Raw genomic sequence first — 15,441 nt, forward strand, 5'->3', positions numbered from 1 at the left:
CATGCGGCCTGCTCGCGGCCGCGTTCCCGCGCCGCTTGCTCGCGCTCGCGCCCCCGCGCCGCCCCGTGCCGCGCGATGAGGCCGCGCCGCCCTTCGCGCGCGCCGTGTTCTGTCGATCTCGTCTCTGTGGCATGGGGCTATTGTGTCATTTGACATACGGGTGTGCGTCTCGTCGGGGGCAAACGCTACAATAAACGCAAACACTGACCTGCTGCCTGCTTTGCTGCCGGGGCCTTGAGCCCAGGTCTGGCGAGAACGAGCAAACCGAGCTTAAGGAGTCATCCATGAGCAACGAAACCCGACGCATCCTCCTGGTCGAGGACGAGAAGGCCATTCGCGACGCCGTCACGGCCTACCTTGAGCGTGAGAACTACTGGGTGACTGCCGTCGGCGACGGCCAGGAGGCGCTCGAGGAGTTCCAGAAGCACCACTTCGACCTCATCATCCTCGACCTCATGCTGCCGCGCGTTCCCGGCGAGCGCGTGTGCCGCGTCATCCGCGACACCTCTGACGTGCCCATCATCATGCTCACCGCGAAGGGCGAGGTGGAGGACCGCATCATCGGCCTCGAGCTCGGCGCCGACGACTACCTCGTGAAACCGTTCAGCCCGCGCGAGCTGGTGGCCCGCGCCCGCGCGCTCCTGCGCCGCGTGCACGCCGACTCCGAGCCCCAGCGCGAGGTGCTCGAGTTCGGCGAGCTCACCATCGACGTCTCGGGGCACAAGGTGCTCGTCTCCGGCGAGGAGATCGACCTCACGGCCAGCGAGTTCAAGCTGCTCACCACGCTGTCGCGCTATCCCGGCCGCGTGTACTCGCGCATGGAGCTGGTGGAGAAGGTGCTCGGCTACGACTTCGAGGGCTACGAGCGCACCATCGACTCCCATGTGAAGAACCTGCGCGCCAAGATCGGCGACAACCCGCGCAACCCCAAGTGGCTGCACACGGTGCACGGCGTGGGCTACCGCTTCGAGGACCCCACGAAGAACGGCCAGTAGCATGACCGAGCGCGTGATGGTCTCGGACGCCGAGCCGAAGTCGTCCGACGGCGCGGCAGCGTCCGCCACCACGGGCTCCATCGCCCGCGTCGAGGCCAAGAAGCGGTTCCGCTGGTCGAGCTTCTCGTACACTACGCGCGTGACCTTGGCGTTCGCGTTCATCGCGGCCATGACCGCGCTCGTGGCCATCGGCGTGGTGTCGTTCGTGTGGGAGCAGCACTTCCAAACCTACACCACCGACAACATGCGCACCATGGCCACCACCACGGCCGAGCGCATCGCCTCGGTCTACGAGCGCACGGGGGATCTGTGGAACCCCGACACCACCAAGCCCGCCCTGCAGACGGCCGAGCTCACCTCGGGCGTGGGCGTGAAGGTGATCGACGCGGAGGGCGGCGTGCCGTTCGACTCGTCGGCGTCGGTGAGAAGCGACGCGCCCGGCGCGCAGAAGTCCTTCGAGCCGACCGACCCCTCGCAGGTCGCCATGGCGCCCATCGTGGTCGACAACGCGGCCGTGGGCTCGGTGCGCATCTGGGTGTACGGCTCCGACACGCTCATGCGTCAGCCTGACCAGGAGTTTCGCAACAACTCATACCAGGCGCTGCTGCTCGCCACGGTGGTGGCCATCATCCTGGCGTCGTGCATCGGCTTTTTGTTCGCGCGCAACCTGGTGGCGCCCATCAACCGCATGACCAAGACCGCGCGCGCCATCAAGGAAGGCGACCTCGCGGCGCGCACGAACCTGCACGGCGAGGACGAGATCGCCCGCCTGGGCGAGACGTTCGACGCCATGGCCGAGTCGGTCGAGAAGGACCGCGAGCTGGAGCGCCGCCTCACCACCGATGTGGCGCACGAGCTGCGCACGCCGCTCATGGCCATCCAAGCCACGGTCGAGGCCATGGTCGACGGCGTGTACGAGGCGGACGAGGAGCGCCTCGTCACGGTGAACTCCGAGGTCCAGCGCCTGTCACGTCTGGTCGACGCGCTGCTCAAGCTGTCGCGCCTGGAGAACCGTTCGCAGCCCATGAAGGAAGAGGTCGTGGACGTGGGCGAGCTCATCGAGGGCATCGTGTCCACGCACGAGATGTTCGTGGCCGACTCCGGCCTCACCATCGACTACCAGGCGCAGCGGGGCGTGCGCGTGGTGGGCGACCCCGACATGATCCGCCAGGCCACGGCGAACCTCATCTCGAACGCCGTGCGCTACACCCCCGAGGGCGGGCACATCCACGTGCGCGTGCGCCGCGGCGACATCATGGCGTCCATCTCCGTGGAGGACACCGGCATCGGCCTGACGCGCGAGGAGGCGAAGATGGTGTTCTCGCGCTTCTGGCGCGCCGACGCGGGCCGCACCCGCGAGAGCGGCGGTCTGGGCGTGGGCCTGGCCGTGGTGAAGGAGATCGTCGACCGCCACGGCGGCTGGGTGCAGGTGGAAGGCGAGAAGGGCAAGGGCGCCTGCTTCACCATCCACATCCCGCTCTACGACGCCGAGCGCGCGAAGAAGCAGGCCACGGCGCAGGCGCGCAGCGCCCAGCGCAACGCCGGCCGGGTCGGCAACCGCGCTGGCAAGAAGCAGAAGGGCCGCGGCGCGCGGTAGCCCGCCCGACGGTTCGCCTAGCTGCTCGCCCGACGGCCCGCCCAGCGGCTCGCCCGACGGCCCGCCCGACGATTCGCTTGACGGCCCGCTCGACGGCTCGCTTGACGGCTCGCCGGCGCGAGGGCCCGCCGTGCCCTTCGCGCAGCCTGCCTCGCCTGCGCCCGTCCGCACCCGCCCTAAAACCTTGGAAATTGCGCTCGGTTTGCGCGACAGGCCTCCCCACTTGCGCCATAATAGAATGATGCGAAAACACGCGCGTGACGTGCGCGGCGGCGCATGCCGCCACGCCGTACGGCGGCGGGCGGCAGCCGCAGGCGCCTCCCGCGCGCGATGCGCGGCAATACGGAACATGGTGGAGGAAAGGGTTTTTCTCATGGCGGGAATCGACATCAAGCCCGATGCTCAGGGCAAGGTTCGCGATCTGTACGACCTCGGCGACAAGCTGCTGCTCGTCGCCACGGACCGCATCTCGGCGTTCGACTACATCCTGGAGGACGAGATCCCCTACAAGGGGCAGGTCCTCACGCAGCTGTCGTGCTTCTGGTTCGAGCTCCTCGAGGGCGTGGTGGAGAACCACCTGATCTCGGCCGACGTGGCCGACCTGCCCGAGCAGTTCAAGCCCTACGCCGACTACCTGCGCGGCCGCTTCATGCTGGTGAAGAAGGCCGACATGTTCCCCGTCGAGTGCATCGTGCGCGGGTATCTGGCCGGCAGCGGCCTCAAGGAGTACGGCAAGCAGGGCACCGTCTGCGGCATCGAGCTGCCGGAGGGCCTCGTGAACTCCTCGAAGCTGCCCGAGCCCATCTTCACGCCGTCCACCAAGGCCGAGATCGGCGACCATGACGAGAACATCAGCTTCGAGCGCTGCGCCGAGATCATCGGCGAGGACGCCGCGGCCACGCTGCGCGACCTGGCCATCAAGGTGTACTCCACCGCGCGCGACCACGCGGCCGAGCGCGGCGTCATCATCGCCGACACCAAGTTCGAGTTCGGCACCATCGACGGCAAGGTCATCCTGGCCGACGAGGTCCTCACGCCCGACTCCTCGCGCTTCTGGCCGGGCGACGTCTACGCCGAAGGCAAGGACCAGCCCTCCTTCGACAAGCAGTTCGTGCGCGACTGGCTCACCGCGAACTGGGACAAGGGCTCCGGCACCAAGCCGCCGCGCCTCCCGCAGGAGATCATCGAGAAGACCTCCGAGAAGTACATCCAGGCATACGAGACGATCACCGGCCGCACGTTCGAGCGCTAGAGAAGCTAGAGAGGGAATCGCCCCATGACCCAACGCAACCCGATGAACGAGCGCTACACCTCTGACGAGCGCCCGGGCAAGACGCGCAAGAGCGCCGCGAGCGCCAAGCCCAAGACCCAGGCGGCGGCCTCGGTGATCGTCAAGACCACCGAGAAGACCCCGCAGCAGAAGAAGGCCGAGCGCAAGGCCGAGCGCAAGAAGGCGCAGGCCGAGCAGCGCGCGCTCGACCGCAAGTACTACAAGCCCGACACCAAGCGCTACAAGACGCTGCGCCTCTGGTGGTGGGTGACCCTGATCGGCGCCATCGCCTGCACGGCGGTCTCGTTCCTCGGGCGCGAGCTCATGCCCGACGCGGTGGCCCTAGGCGTGCTCTTCGCGGCGTATGCCCTGATCATCATCGCCTTCTACATCGACATGTCCCCCATCCGCAAAGAGCGCCGCGCCTACCAGGAGCGCATGATCATCGAGGAGGAGAAGCAGAAGAAGGCCGAGCGCGCCGCCGCCCGCGCCGAGCGCGCGCAGCAGGCGCACAAGAAGGGCTCGGGCAAGAACCAGAACCGCCACGCCAAGCCGGTCAGCCGCAAGCCCGCCGAGGAGGCGTCCGAGGCCCCCGTCAAGGAGGAGCCCGTGAAGAAGCCCCGGAAGAGCCTGTTCGGCAGCGGCTTCCGCCTGTCGAACCGCGAGAAGATCAACGAGGAGAAGGCCCGCGCGAAGGCTGCCGACGCGGACGGCGCGGCCGACAAGGGCGCCGAAGGCGCCGAGAGCACCGAAGGCAAGTAAGAGAAAGGCTTGAACCATGGTCCAACGCGTCTATGTTGAGAAGAGGCCCGGCTTCGACGTGGAGGCCCACCAGCTGCTCGCCGAGCTGCGCGACATCCTGGGCGTGTCGGCGCTTTCCGGCCTGCGCTGCGTGAACCGCTACGACGTGGAGGGCATCTCGCCCGAGCTGTTCGAGCAGTGCGTGCCCACGGTGTTCAGCGAGCCGCAGTCCGACGTGGCCACGCTCGAGATGCCCGACGCGCGCGGCGCCGCCGTGTTCGCGGTGGAGTACCTGCCCGGGCAGTTCGACCAGCGCGCCGACTCGGCGAGCGAGTGCATCCAGCTCATCAGCCAGGGCGAGCGCCCCGAGGTGCGCTCCGCCAAGCTGTACTACCTCGAGGGCGCGCTTGGCGAGGCCGACGTCGAGGCCATCAAGCACTACGTGATCAACCCCATCGAGGCGCGCGAGGCGTCGCTTGCGACGCGCGAGACGCTGGCCATGGACTACCCCGAGCCGGCCGACGTCGAGGTGGTCGAGGGCTTCCGCGAGCTCGACGAGGAGGGCCTGGCCGCCTTCATCGCCGAGCGCGGCCTGGCCATGGACCTCGCCGACATCGTCTTCTGCCAGCGCTACTTCGCCGAGGAGGAGAGGCGCGACCCCACCATCACCGAGATCAAGATGATCGACACCTACTGGTCGGACCACTGCCGCCACACCACGTTCGGCACGGTGCTCACCGACTTCGAGATCGCCGACGCCAACGTGCAGCGCGCGTTCGACCGCTACCTGGAGATGCGCCACGAGCTCGGGCGCGACGAGAAGCCCGTCTGCCTCATGGACATGGGCACCATCGGCGCGAAGTGGCTGAAGAAGCAGGGCATCCTCACGGGCCTCGACGAGTCCGAGGAGATCAACGCCTGCACCGTGAAGGTGAAGGTGGACGTGGACGGCGAGGAGCAGGACTGGCTGTACCTGTTCAAGAACGAGACGCACAACCATCCCACCGAGATCGAGCCGTTCGGCGGCGCGGCCACGTGCGTGGGCGGCGCCATCCGCGACCCCTTGAGCGGCCGCAGCTACGTGTACCAGGCCATGCGCGTGACCGGCGCGGCCGACCCGCTCGTGCCCGTGAGCGAGACCATCCCCGGCAAGCTGCCGCAGCGCAAGCTCGTGACCACGGCGGCCGCGGGCTACTCGTCCTACGGCAACCAGATCGGCCTGGCCACGGGGCAGGTGCACGAGCTGTACCACCCGGGCTACGCGGCCAAGCGCATGGAGATCGGCGCCGTGGTGGGCGCCACCCCGGCCGACCACGTGCGGCGCGAGACGCCGGCGCCGGGCGACGTGGTGGTGCTCCTGGGCGGCCGCACGGGCCGCGACGGCATCGGCGGCGCCACGGGGTCCTCGAAGGCGCACAACCTGGAGTCGCTCGAGAGCTGCGGCGCCGAGGTGCAGAAGGGCAACGCGCCGGTCGAGCGCAAGATCCAGCGCCTGTTCCGTCGCAAGGACGCGTGCCAGATGATCAAGCGCTGCAACGACTTCGGCGCGGGCGGCGTGTCGGTCGCCATCGGGGAGCTGGCTGACGGCCTGTTCATCGAGCTCGACCGCGTGCCCAAGAAGTACGACGGCCTCGACGGCACCGAGCTGGCCATCTCCGAGTCGCAGGAGCGCATGGCCGTAGCGCTCGCCGCCGAGGACGTGGACGCGTTCATCGCGCTGGCGCACGAGGAGAACCTCGAGGCCACGCCGGTGGCGCGCGTGACCGAGGAGGCGCGCGTGCGCGCGGTGTGGCGCGGCGACACGATCATCGACGTGAGCCGCGCGTTCCTGGCGTCGAACGGCGCGCCGAAGCACCAGGCCGTGACCGTGGGCGCGCCGCGCGCGTACGAACGCACCTGGGGCGAGCCCGGCGACGCGCTGGACGCGCGGATGCGCGCGCTTCTGAGCGACATCAACGTGGCGTCGAACAAGGGCCTCTCCGAGCGCTTCGACTCCACCATCGGCGCGGCCACGGTGCTCATGCCGTTCGGCGGCAAGAACCAGCTCACGCTCGCGCAGGCCATGGCGGCGAAGCTGCCGGTGTTTGGCGAGACCACCACGTGCTCGGGCCTGGCCTGGGGCTTCAACCCGTACCTCACCGAGGCGAACCAGTTCACGGGCTCGTACGTCGCGGTGGTGGAGAGCGTGGCGAAGCTCGTGGCCGCGGGCTTCAAGCGCGCGGACATGTACCTCACGTTCCAGGAGTACTTCGAGAAGCTGCGCGACGAGCCCGCGCGCTGGGGCAAGCCCGCCGCGGCCGTGCTCGGCGCGCTCATGGCTCAGGTCGACCTCGGCGTGGGCGCCATCGGCGGCAAGGACTCCATGTCCGGCTCGTTCGAGCAGCTCGACGTGCCGCCGACGCTCGTGAGCTTCGCCACGGCGTGCGGCAAGGTCGACCGCGTGACGTCGCCCGAGTTCAAGGGCGCGGGGCATCGCGTGCTCATGGTGGTGCCGCGCCACGAGGACGACGGCGTCACGCCGTGCGCCGCGTCGCTGCTGGAGGCGCTCGACTGCGTCGAGGAGCTGATCGGCACGGGTGCGGCGCTTGCCGTCGCCACGCCGGGCTACGGCGGCATGGCCGAGGCGCTGTTCAAGATGTGCGTGGGCAACGGCATCGGCGTGAAGATCTCCGCGGCGCCGTCCGCTGACGCGCTCTTCGGGCTGAGCTACGGCAGCTTCGTGGTGGAGCTCGCCGACGGCGCCGCGGTGCCGGAGGTCGGCGACGACGTGGCCGCAGCCGTGGTGGGCGAGACCACCGCGGCCTACGAGCTCGTGGTGGGCGAGGAGGTCGCGAGCCTCGCCGAACTGCAGGAGGCGTGGGAGCGCGGCATCGAGGCGGTGTTCCCGTACCGCACCTCCGAGGCCGAGCGCGCGGCGCTGCCAGCGGTCGAGCCGGTCTCCTTCGAGGCCGCCGCGCCGCACGTGTTCGCCGGCCCCGCCGTGGCGCGCCCGCGCGTGGTCATCCCGGTGTTCCCCGGCAACAACTGCGAGTACGACTCCGCGGCCGCCTTCGAGCGCGCGGGCGCCGTGGTCGACACGTTCGTCATCAACAACCTCACGCCCGACGCGGTGGCCGAGAGCACGCGCGAGCTCGTGCGCCTCATCAGGAACTCCCAGATCGTCATGATCCCGGGCGGCTTCTCGGGCGGCGACGAGCCCGACGGCTCCGCGAAGTTCATCACGGCGTTCTTCCGCGCTCCCGCGGTGACCGAGGCGGTGCGCGAGCTTCTGCAGAAGCGCGATGGCCTCATGCTCGGCATCTGCAACGGCTTCCAGGCGCTCGTGAAGCTGGGTCTCGTGCCCTACGGCGACATCCGCCCGATGGACGCGGACTGCGCCACGCTCACGTTCAACAACATCGGCCGCCACCAGAGCCGCCTCGTGCGCACGCGCGTGGCGTCGAGCCTGTCACCGTGGCTGTCGCAGTGCGCGGTGGGCGACGTGCACACCGTGGCGATCAGCCATGGCGAGGGCCGCTTCGTGGCGCCGCCTGCCCTGCTCGACGAGCTGGTGGCGAACGGCCAGGTGGCGACGCAGTACGTCGACGAGGCCGGCGTGCCGTCGATGGACTTGGCGGTGAACCCCAACGGCTCGATGCTCGCCATCGAAGGCATCACGAGCCCGGACGGGCGCGTCCTCGGCAAGATGGGCCACACCGAGCGGAGCGGCGCCGGCCTGTACAAGAACGTCCCCGGCGACCTCTACCAGCCGCTGTTCGAAGGCGGCGTGGCCTACTTCAAGTAGGAAGCCGCCACGTGGGGGAGACTTTCATGAAGGAGGATCGGGCGCCCCAGCGGGCGCCCGATCCTTTGGTGCGGCCTTCTTCGGCATGGTTGATCTTGCGCGACGTCTTGGATGACATGCAAGGAAGTGAAGAAGAGCCTCTTTTGCTTGGCTCGAAGAAGTGCTCGGGATAATACGCGCTGCGCATATCCCCTGAACAGTACAGGCGCGTAACTATCGAAGCTGCCGAGCGGCATACCTCCATCAACCAGCCGCTGATCTCGCGCATCCGAGAATCATCTTTAGTCTGACCGAAAAACCTAGTGGTGATATCTAAACTTGCCTGCGAATAATGCAACATAGTGAGAACGGTATAATGAATGCGATCGCGCTGCGCTCTTGCTGATGCAAAAAAAACGAGAAGTGAATTACGCGGAGCCTGTTAAGGACAGTGCTCGTTTCGCTGACAGATGGAAACGCTTTGTAGAAGGAGATAATACAGCGATAGCTGCGTGCATACTGAAGGATCTATGTGACGTAGCCAAGGAATCTACCGTCATGCGCGCAGATGCTTGATAAGGAAATTGGGAGAGGGTCGATAATGACAGACGGCTACCAAGTCGATAGCGTTAAGAAGCAGATAGACACCGTCTTTTCTATCGCGAACACGCTGAGAGGCACCTACCAGCCCGACAAGTACCGCGACGTGATTATCCCCATGGTCATCTTGCGCAGGCTCGAGTGCGCCCTCGAAGACACCAAAGACGCCGTCTGCGAAGCCTATGAGGCAAATCCACATACGCCGGAAGCGATACTGCGCACAAAGTCGGGCTATGCGTTCTACAACACGAGCCGCTACAGCCTGAAGAAGCTGCTCGGGGACGCAGCCCATCTGAAAGCCAACCTGAAGACCTATATCAAGGCGTTCTCGCCCAACATCAAGGAGATCTTCTCGGACTTGGAGTTCGGGAAGGAGATAGACAAGATGGCGAAGGGCTCGAAGCTCACGGGCGTGGTGAGGAAGTTCTCCGAGCTGGACCTTGATCCGAAGACGGTGAACAACGTGGCCATGGGCTATATGTTCGAGGAAGTGCTCAGGCGCTTCTCGGAAAACGCTGAGGCTGGCGACCACTACACGCCGCGCGAGGTGGTGCGCCTGGTCACGCGCCTTGCGCTCGCAGAGGGCTGCGAGGACTTGAAGACGCCGGGCAAGGTCATCAAGGTCGGGGATTTCGCCTGCGGCACGGGAGGCATGCTGTCTGTGGCGCACGAGCAGCTCTCGGAAATCTGCCCCGAGGCGGATGTGTATCTCTACGGACAAGAGGTGATTCCCGACACGCATGCCGTCGCCCTTGCCGACATGCTCATCAAAGGTCAGCGGGCAGAGAACATCCGCCTTGCCGACACCATGAAGGAGGACTGCTTCCCGGGCGATAAGATGCGGCTGGTGCTGATGAATCCGCCTTTTGGGCAAGCTTGGGGTGGCAAGGACGCGTCTGACGGCGTGGAACGCGCCGTCACCGAGGAGCACAAGCGCATCGGCAGCCGCTTCCCCGCCGGGCTTCCCGCCAAGAGCGACATGCAGCTTCTGTTCATGCAGCACGTGATGTACAAGCTCGATGGCGAGAGCGGGCGCGCCTGCGTCATATCGAACGGCAGCCCGCTGTTTTCCGGCGGCACATCCTCGGGCGAGAGCCAGGTGAGACGGTGGCTCTTGGAAAACGACTACATCGAGGCGATCGTCGGCATGCCGGGGGATCTGTTCTACAACACGGGCATCAGCATCTACCTCTGGGTGCTCTCCAAGAGCAAGGCGCCCAAGAGGCGCGGCTATGTGCAGCTGATAGACGCCACCGACAAATGGGAGAAGATGCGCAAGTCCCTCGGCAACAAGCGCAAGCGGATTTCACCTGAGCAGATCGATGAGATCGTTGGGCTCTACATCGCCTTCGAGGAGAACGAGCATTCGAGGATCCTTCCCGTCGAGGAGTTCCTGTACAAGGAATACACGGTGAAGCAGCCGCTGCAGCGTAGCTATCAGATCACAGAAGAGCGTATAGCAAAGCTTGCTGAGGGCAAGTTCAGAGAAGACTTCCACAACCCGGCGAAGGTGGAGGAGCTGGCGCTCATCGACGACGTGGACAAGACCGACAAGCAGCGGCGGGATTACAAGACGCTTGTAGAGGCCGAGCCCGTTTTCGAGCAGATGCTTGAGATACTCCGAGCCAATGTCATGGACGAGGAGACGCTTGATCATGCATGGTTTGAAGCGTATGTCAAAGAGCTGCTTGCCGATCTGCCCGATTACAAGGAAAAGGAAACCGCTGCGCAGCGCAAGTCGGTCATCGAGAAGGTGGTTGGCGCCATGAGCGTCATGGACAAGAGAGCGCCCTTGCGCTATGACCGCAAGGGCAATCTGACCTACGATAACTCCACGAAGGACACCGAGATAGTAAAGCTTCTGGAAGATGTCGAGGACTACTGCGAGCGCGAGGTGTACCCTTATGTGCCCGACGCCAAGTGGTTTGACGAAGAGGACGACAAGCACGTGAAGACCGGTGCTGAGATTCCCTTCACCAGGTACTTCTATGAGTACGAGGAGCCTGAGTCATCCGATGCGCTGCTGGCGGAGTTCAACGCGCTCGAGGCGCAGCTCCAGGAGCTGATGGCGCAATGAGCGAGATGAAGGACAGCGGCGTTGAGTGGATTGGCGAGATTCCCGAAGAATGGGAGTGCGCGCCCTTGCGGTATATCGCCTCTCATAGCAGCAGCACTTCGTCATTCGAGGCTGAGTCTACTTATGTTGCATTAGAGAATATTGAGTCATGGACGGGAAAAACGCTCGGTTTTGACGAAAGTGTCGATATCGAATCTCAGGTTTTCAATTTCGGAGAAGCTGATGTCCTGTTTGGAAAGTTGCGCCCATATCTGGCTAAAGTGGTTATGCCTAGATGCAAGGGTCAGTCCTCTACGGAACTTATTCCCATAACCCCAAAGAAGTGCACAACGCGATTTTTGTTCTGGCTTTTGATCAACAAAGGTTTTATTGATACGGTTAACTCAATTACATACGGTGTAAAGATGCCGCGAACAAGTTGGCCTCAGATGGGGCAAATCTATTTCCCTCTACCAGCTTTAGAAGAGCAGCAGCTAATTGCAAGTTACCTTGACGAGCAAGTCGAGCACATAGATAAGAAAGGCGCTATTCTCGAACGACAGATTGACGTGTTGGAGCGATATAAGAAATCGATTATCCATGAGGCGGTTACCAAGGGGCTTGATCCTGATGTTGCCATGAGGCCAAGCGGGGTTGAGTGGATTGGGGATATTCCTGAGCATTGGGAATTTACTAAAATGAGAGCTATAGGATCATGCCAAAATGGCATTTCCAAAGAAGCTGAATACTTTGGAACTGGTTACCCTTTTATTTCGTATGGGAATGTATATCGAGACGAATTGTCTAATAGTAAAGAGTGGGGTTTAATCGAGAGCAATTCTGAAGAGCGTTCGCGATATTCGGTACGTCGGGGAGACATCTTTTTTACCAGAACGTCGGAAACAGTGGATGAGGCAGGAATTGCTACTACAGCGCTTGAAGATATACAAGATGCGACTTTTGCTGGCTTCTTAATTCGCGTTCGTCCTTACAAAAACGACTTGCTCCCTGAATACTCTAGGTATTACTTCAGATATGGCGTAAGCCGCGCTTTTTTCGCTGCGAACATGGTTTTGGTCACAAGGGCTTCATTGGGGCAAATGTTATTAAAATCACTACCCGTGCTGATACCGCCAGTCGCTGAGCAACAGCAAATTGCAGACTACCTTGACGATAAAACGGCGAAGGTGGATGCGATTCTTGACATCAAGCGCAAGCAGGTGGAGGTTCTGAAGAAGCGGCGGCAGTCGCTCATTTACGAATACGTCACCGGCAAAAAGCGCGTGGGGAAAGAAGATTGATCATGGCTGATTCGATTTTCAGCTCAAGCGATCCGTTGCGATTCGTTTACGAGGTCGTGCCCGGCGAATTCGATACATCGAGGCTTGAGGTTGGCAACCCGTTGAGCGAGCGGAGCTTCCAGCGCTACATCATCGACAAGCTGGTGGGCGGTGCCGGCTATGTTGAGCGCATCGCCGCCAAAGACTACGACCCTGTGCGCGCCATGGACGTAGATATGCTCTTCGACTTCCTCGACAGGACGCAGCCAGAAAGCATGGGCAAGCTCCATGCGATGTACGACGGCGGGTCGCGCCAGACCATCCTTGCGAAGATCGCCGACGCGATAGCGAAAGACGGGCTCCTGCGATGCCTTTGGCACGGCGTAGCGTTCGATTCGGGAATTGAGCTGAGCCTCGTTTACCCGAAGCCCGCGGCCTCCTTCGACGCCAAGGCCATGGAGCTCTTCGACGAGAACACCTTGAGCGTCATGGAGGAGGTCTACCACAAAGAAGGCGAGCGCATCGACTTGGTGGTATTCCTCAACGGGCTTGCGGTGTTCACCTTCGAGCTGAAATGCGAAAGCTCCGCCAGCGGCTGGGACTACCGCGAGGCGATACGCCAGTACCAGGAGGACAGGGATCCCAAGACGCGCCTCTTGATGCCCAAGGTGGGGGCGCTCGCGCACTTCGCCATGGACTTGCACGAGGTGTGGATGTGCGCATCCCTTGCCGGCACCGACTCCAAGTTCCTCCCCTTCAACCAGGGCGTGAGGCGCGACGGCATGCAGCACGAGACGGAGGCGGGCAACCCTCAGCGCGAGGGCGCGCCCGCCACCGCCTACATGTGGGAAGAGGTGCTTGCCAAGGGCTCGATCCTCGAGCTCATCTACGACTTCGCCTTCATCGCCCCCAACCACAAGACCCGCAAATCAAAGGACGAAACGCCGATCTTTCCGCGCTACCAGCAGATGAGGGCAGTGAGGCGGGTGGCGCAGGACATGCGCAAGAACGGCACGCTGCGCGATTACCTGATAGAGCATTCGGCGGGGTCGGGCAAGACCAACACGATAGGGTGGCTTGCGCACAAGCTGGCGGGGCTTTACGGCGAGGGCGATGACGACCTGCTATTCTCCAAGGTGCTGATAGTGACCGACCGCATCGTCATAGACAGGCAGCTGCAGCGGGCTGTGCAGGACATGAACAAGTCGGGCGACATCGTGCGCGTCATAGAAACCGGTGGGCGCGACGACGCCGGGGAGACCTCGAAGGCGACCCGCCTTAAGAAGGCGCTCAAGGGCGGGTACCGCATAATCGTCTGCACTCTGGGGTCGTTTTTGAACCTTGAGGCGGGCGCGTTCGACGGCACGGGCGAGCGGTTCGCGGTGCTCATCGACGAGGCGCACGGGTCCACCTCGGGCGATTCCATGAAGGCTGTCAACGCCGCGCTCTCCGACGTGGGAGGCGTGGCATCGCCCCTTGAGACCGTATCCGACTTGGTTGCGGCCGACATCGCGAGGTCGGGAAAGCAGAAGAACATGAGCATCGTGGGATTCACGGCCACTCCCACGGGGCGCACGCTCGATCTGTTCGGGACGACGAACAAGGACGGCAAGAAGGAGGCGTTTGACCTCTACTCGATGCGGCAGGCGATAGAGGAGGGGTTCATACTGGACGTGACCTCCAACTACACCACCTTCAACTCCTATTGCAGGGTGGTCAAGTCCATCGAGGACGACCCCGAGCTGGAGACCGCGGCGGCGAAGCGGGAGCTTGCCCGCATGATAGCCTGCGCCGACGGGACGATAAAGAGCAACCTGGAGATCATGGTGAACCATTTCGTCACGCAGGTTGCGGGTGGCCTGGGCGGCAAGGCCAAGGCGATGATCGTGACCTCTTCGCGCGAGGCGGCCGTGCGCTATAGACTTGCCTTCGACGAGATGCGGCGCGATAACATGGGCAGGCTCGGCGCGTGCCAGGCGCTTGTGGCGTTTTCCGACAAGATAGTGGTTGACGGCGTGGAGTACACCGAGCGCGGCATGAACGGGGGGCTTGCCGAGGACAAGCTGCCGGAGGCGTTCAACACCGATGGGTACCGCATCCTCATCGTGGCGGACAAGTACCAGACGGGGTTTGACCAGAGAAAGCTTGCCGCAATGTACGTGGACAAGAAGCTCCATGGGCTTTCTGCGGTGCAGACGCTTTCCCGCTTGAACAGGATATGCCCGCCTTTTGAGAAGCGCACCTTCGTGCTCGACTTCAAGAACAGCTACGAGGGCATAGCGGAGGCGTTCGCGCCCTACTACGAGAACACCATTCTGGAAAACCCGTTGACCTTGAGCGATCTGCGCGAGACCGAGAGGCATCTGCGGGAGCTTTGCGTGCTGGATGCCGATGACGTGCGCGAGTTCTACCGTCTGCTGGCGAAGAAGAGGAAGACGGGCGACGACAAGGGGAGAATGTGGGCGCTGTTGGGATGTGCCACGCGTGCGGTCGCAGCCATGGAGGAGGAAGAGGCCGACAGGGCGCGGCGCATCATCAGGCACTTCGTCAAGCAGTATGCGTTCTTGTCCATGTCGGCGCCCTTCAAGGACGAGCATATGCACATGGAGTACCGCTTCTGCCAGTTTTTGATCAAGGAGCTGAACGCCGGGGGCAGAGGTGGCGGCGGCATCGATCTTACGGACAAGGTGACGCTTGAGGACTTCGGCGTCGAGAAGACCTCCGAACACAAGGGCGAGGCGCTTGCGGCCGAGCCGGAGGTGAGCATAGCGCGGGGCATTGGCATGTCGCTTACGAAAGACCAGATGGACACGCTGTCGAAGATAGTGGCCGAGTGGAATGCGAGGTATGGCAGGAGCTTCGACCCCACGATAGCGGCCGGGTCTTTGGTCGCCCTCAAGGAGACGCTGAAAAAGGACGAGAAGATTCGCCGCAGCGCGAAGGTCAACACGAAACGGGACTTCGTGAACACGCTTGACGACCAGACCGAGGCAGCACTCGTTGAGAACTACGACAAGAACACGGACTGGTATGCCTTCCTGCTGGATCAGAGGGAGATACGCAAGGACCTGATTCATATTCTGGTGGATGAGTTGTTTGAGGGATTATCGAGAGGGCGGTAGGAGAATATCAGATGCGT

9 protein-coding genes are annotated in these 15,441 nt (G+C 63.5%); all 9 read left to right on the forward strand.

Annotated elements, in window-relative coordinates:
* Window positions 1–284 precede the first annotated feature (284 nt).
* The 9 genes from G7Y49_RS04395 (at window position 285) to G7Y49_RS04435 (ending at window position 15,424) form a co-directional block, all read left to right on the forward strand.
* Window positions 285–995 (forward strand): response regulator transcription factor, encoded by a 711-nt coding sequence (locus tag G7Y49_RS04395; protein ID WP_165047045.1) that lies wholly within the window; start codon window positions 285–287, stop codon window positions 993–995.
* Window position 996: 1 nt separating this feature from the next.
* The gene (locus G7Y49_RS04400) at window positions 997–2,592 is read left to right on the forward strand and encodes a cell wall metabolism sensor histidine kinase WalK (protein WP_165171437.1); all 1,596 of its coding nucleotides are present in this window, start codon (window positions 997–999) and stop codon (window positions 2,590–2,592) included.
* A gap of 373 nt (window positions 2,593–2,965) precedes the next feature.
* Entirely contained in the window at window positions 2,966–3,844 is an 879-nt protein-coding gene (locus tag G7Y49_RS04405) for a phosphoribosylaminoimidazolesuccinocarboxamide synthase (protein ID WP_165171439.1), read from the forward strand.
* A gap of 24 nt (window positions 3,845–3,868) precedes the next feature.
* Window positions 3,869–4,624 (forward strand): hypothetical protein, encoded by a 756-nt coding sequence (locus tag G7Y49_RS04410; protein WP_206214548.1) that lies wholly within the window; start codon window positions 3,869–3,871, stop codon window positions 4,622–4,624.
* A 16-nt stretch (window positions 4,625–4,640) separates the two neighbouring features.
* Window positions 4,641–8,387, forward strand: a complete 3,747-nt coding sequence (locus tag G7Y49_RS04415) for a phosphoribosylformylglycinamidine synthase (protein ID WP_165171441.1) — start codon at window positions 4,641–4,643, stop codon at window positions 8,385–8,387.
* A 185-nt stretch (window positions 8,388–8,572) separates the two neighbouring features.
* Window positions 8,573–8,677, forward strand: coding sequence for a hypothetical protein (locus G7Y49_RS12485; RefSeq protein ID WP_370519591.1), 105 nt, complete (start codon window positions 8,573–8,575; stop codon window positions 8,675–8,677).
* Window positions 8,678–8,967: 290 nt separating this feature from the next.
* Window positions 8,968–11,043 carry a class I SAM-dependent DNA methyltransferase gene (locus G7Y49_RS04425; RefSeq protein WP_165171443.1) on the forward strand — a complete coding sequence of 692 codons (2,076 nt, stop codon included), beginning with the start codon at window positions 8,968–8,970 and terminating at the stop codon, window positions 11,041–11,043.
* Window positions 11,040–12,323 (forward strand): restriction endonuclease subunit S, encoded by a 1,284-nt coding sequence (locus G7Y49_RS04430; RefSeq protein WP_165171445.1) that lies wholly within the window; start codon window positions 11,040–11,042, stop codon window positions 12,321–12,323. The genes G7Y49_RS04425 and G7Y49_RS04430 overlap by 4 nt, the downstream gene beginning before the upstream one ends.
* A gap of 2 nt (window positions 12,324–12,325) precedes the next feature.
* A complete protein-coding gene (locus G7Y49_RS04435) occupies window positions 12,326–15,424 on the forward strand; it encodes a DEAD/DEAH box helicase family protein (protein ID WP_165171447.1) in 3,099 nt (1,032 codons plus the stop codon).
* Window positions 15,425–15,441 lie beyond the last annotated feature (17 nt).

This window comes from Adlercreutzia sp. ZJ242, assembly GCF_011038995.1.
GTDB lineage: Bacteria > Actinomycetota > Coriobacteriia > Coriobacteriales > Eggerthellaceae > CAAEEV01.

Bases quoted from the DNA above. Each gene is read 5' to 3' on its own strand.
- G7Y49_RS04395 (WP_165047045.1), top strand. From the start codon at position 285: ATGAGCAACGAAACCCGACGCATCCTCCTGGTCGAGGACGAGAAGGCC.
- G7Y49_RS04400 (WP_165171437.1), top strand. From the start codon at position 997: ATGACCGAGCGCGTGATGGTCTCGGACGCCGAGCCGAAGTCGTCCGAC.
- G7Y49_RS04405 (WP_165171439.1), top strand. From the start codon at position 2,966: ATGGCGGGAATCGACATCAAGCCCGATGCTCAGGGCAAGGTTCGCGAT.
- G7Y49_RS04410 (WP_206214548.1), top strand. From the start codon at position 3,869: ATGACCCAACGCAACCCGATGAACGAGCGCTACACCTCTGACGAGCGC.
- G7Y49_RS04415 (WP_165171441.1), top strand. From the start codon at position 4,641: ATGGTCCAACGCGTCTATGTTGAGAAGAGGCCCGGCTTCGACGTGGAG.
- G7Y49_RS04425 (WP_165171443.1), top strand. From the start codon at position 8,968: ATGACAGACGGCTACCAAGTCGATAGCGTTAAGAAGCAGATAGACACC.
- G7Y49_RS04430 (WP_165171445.1), top strand. From the start codon at position 11,040: ATGAGCGAGATGAAGGACAGCGGCGTTGAGTGGATTGGCGAGATTCCC.
- G7Y49_RS04435 (WP_165171447.1), top strand. From the start codon at position 12,326: ATGGCTGATTCGATTTTCAGCTCAAGCGATCCGTTGCGATTCGTTTAC.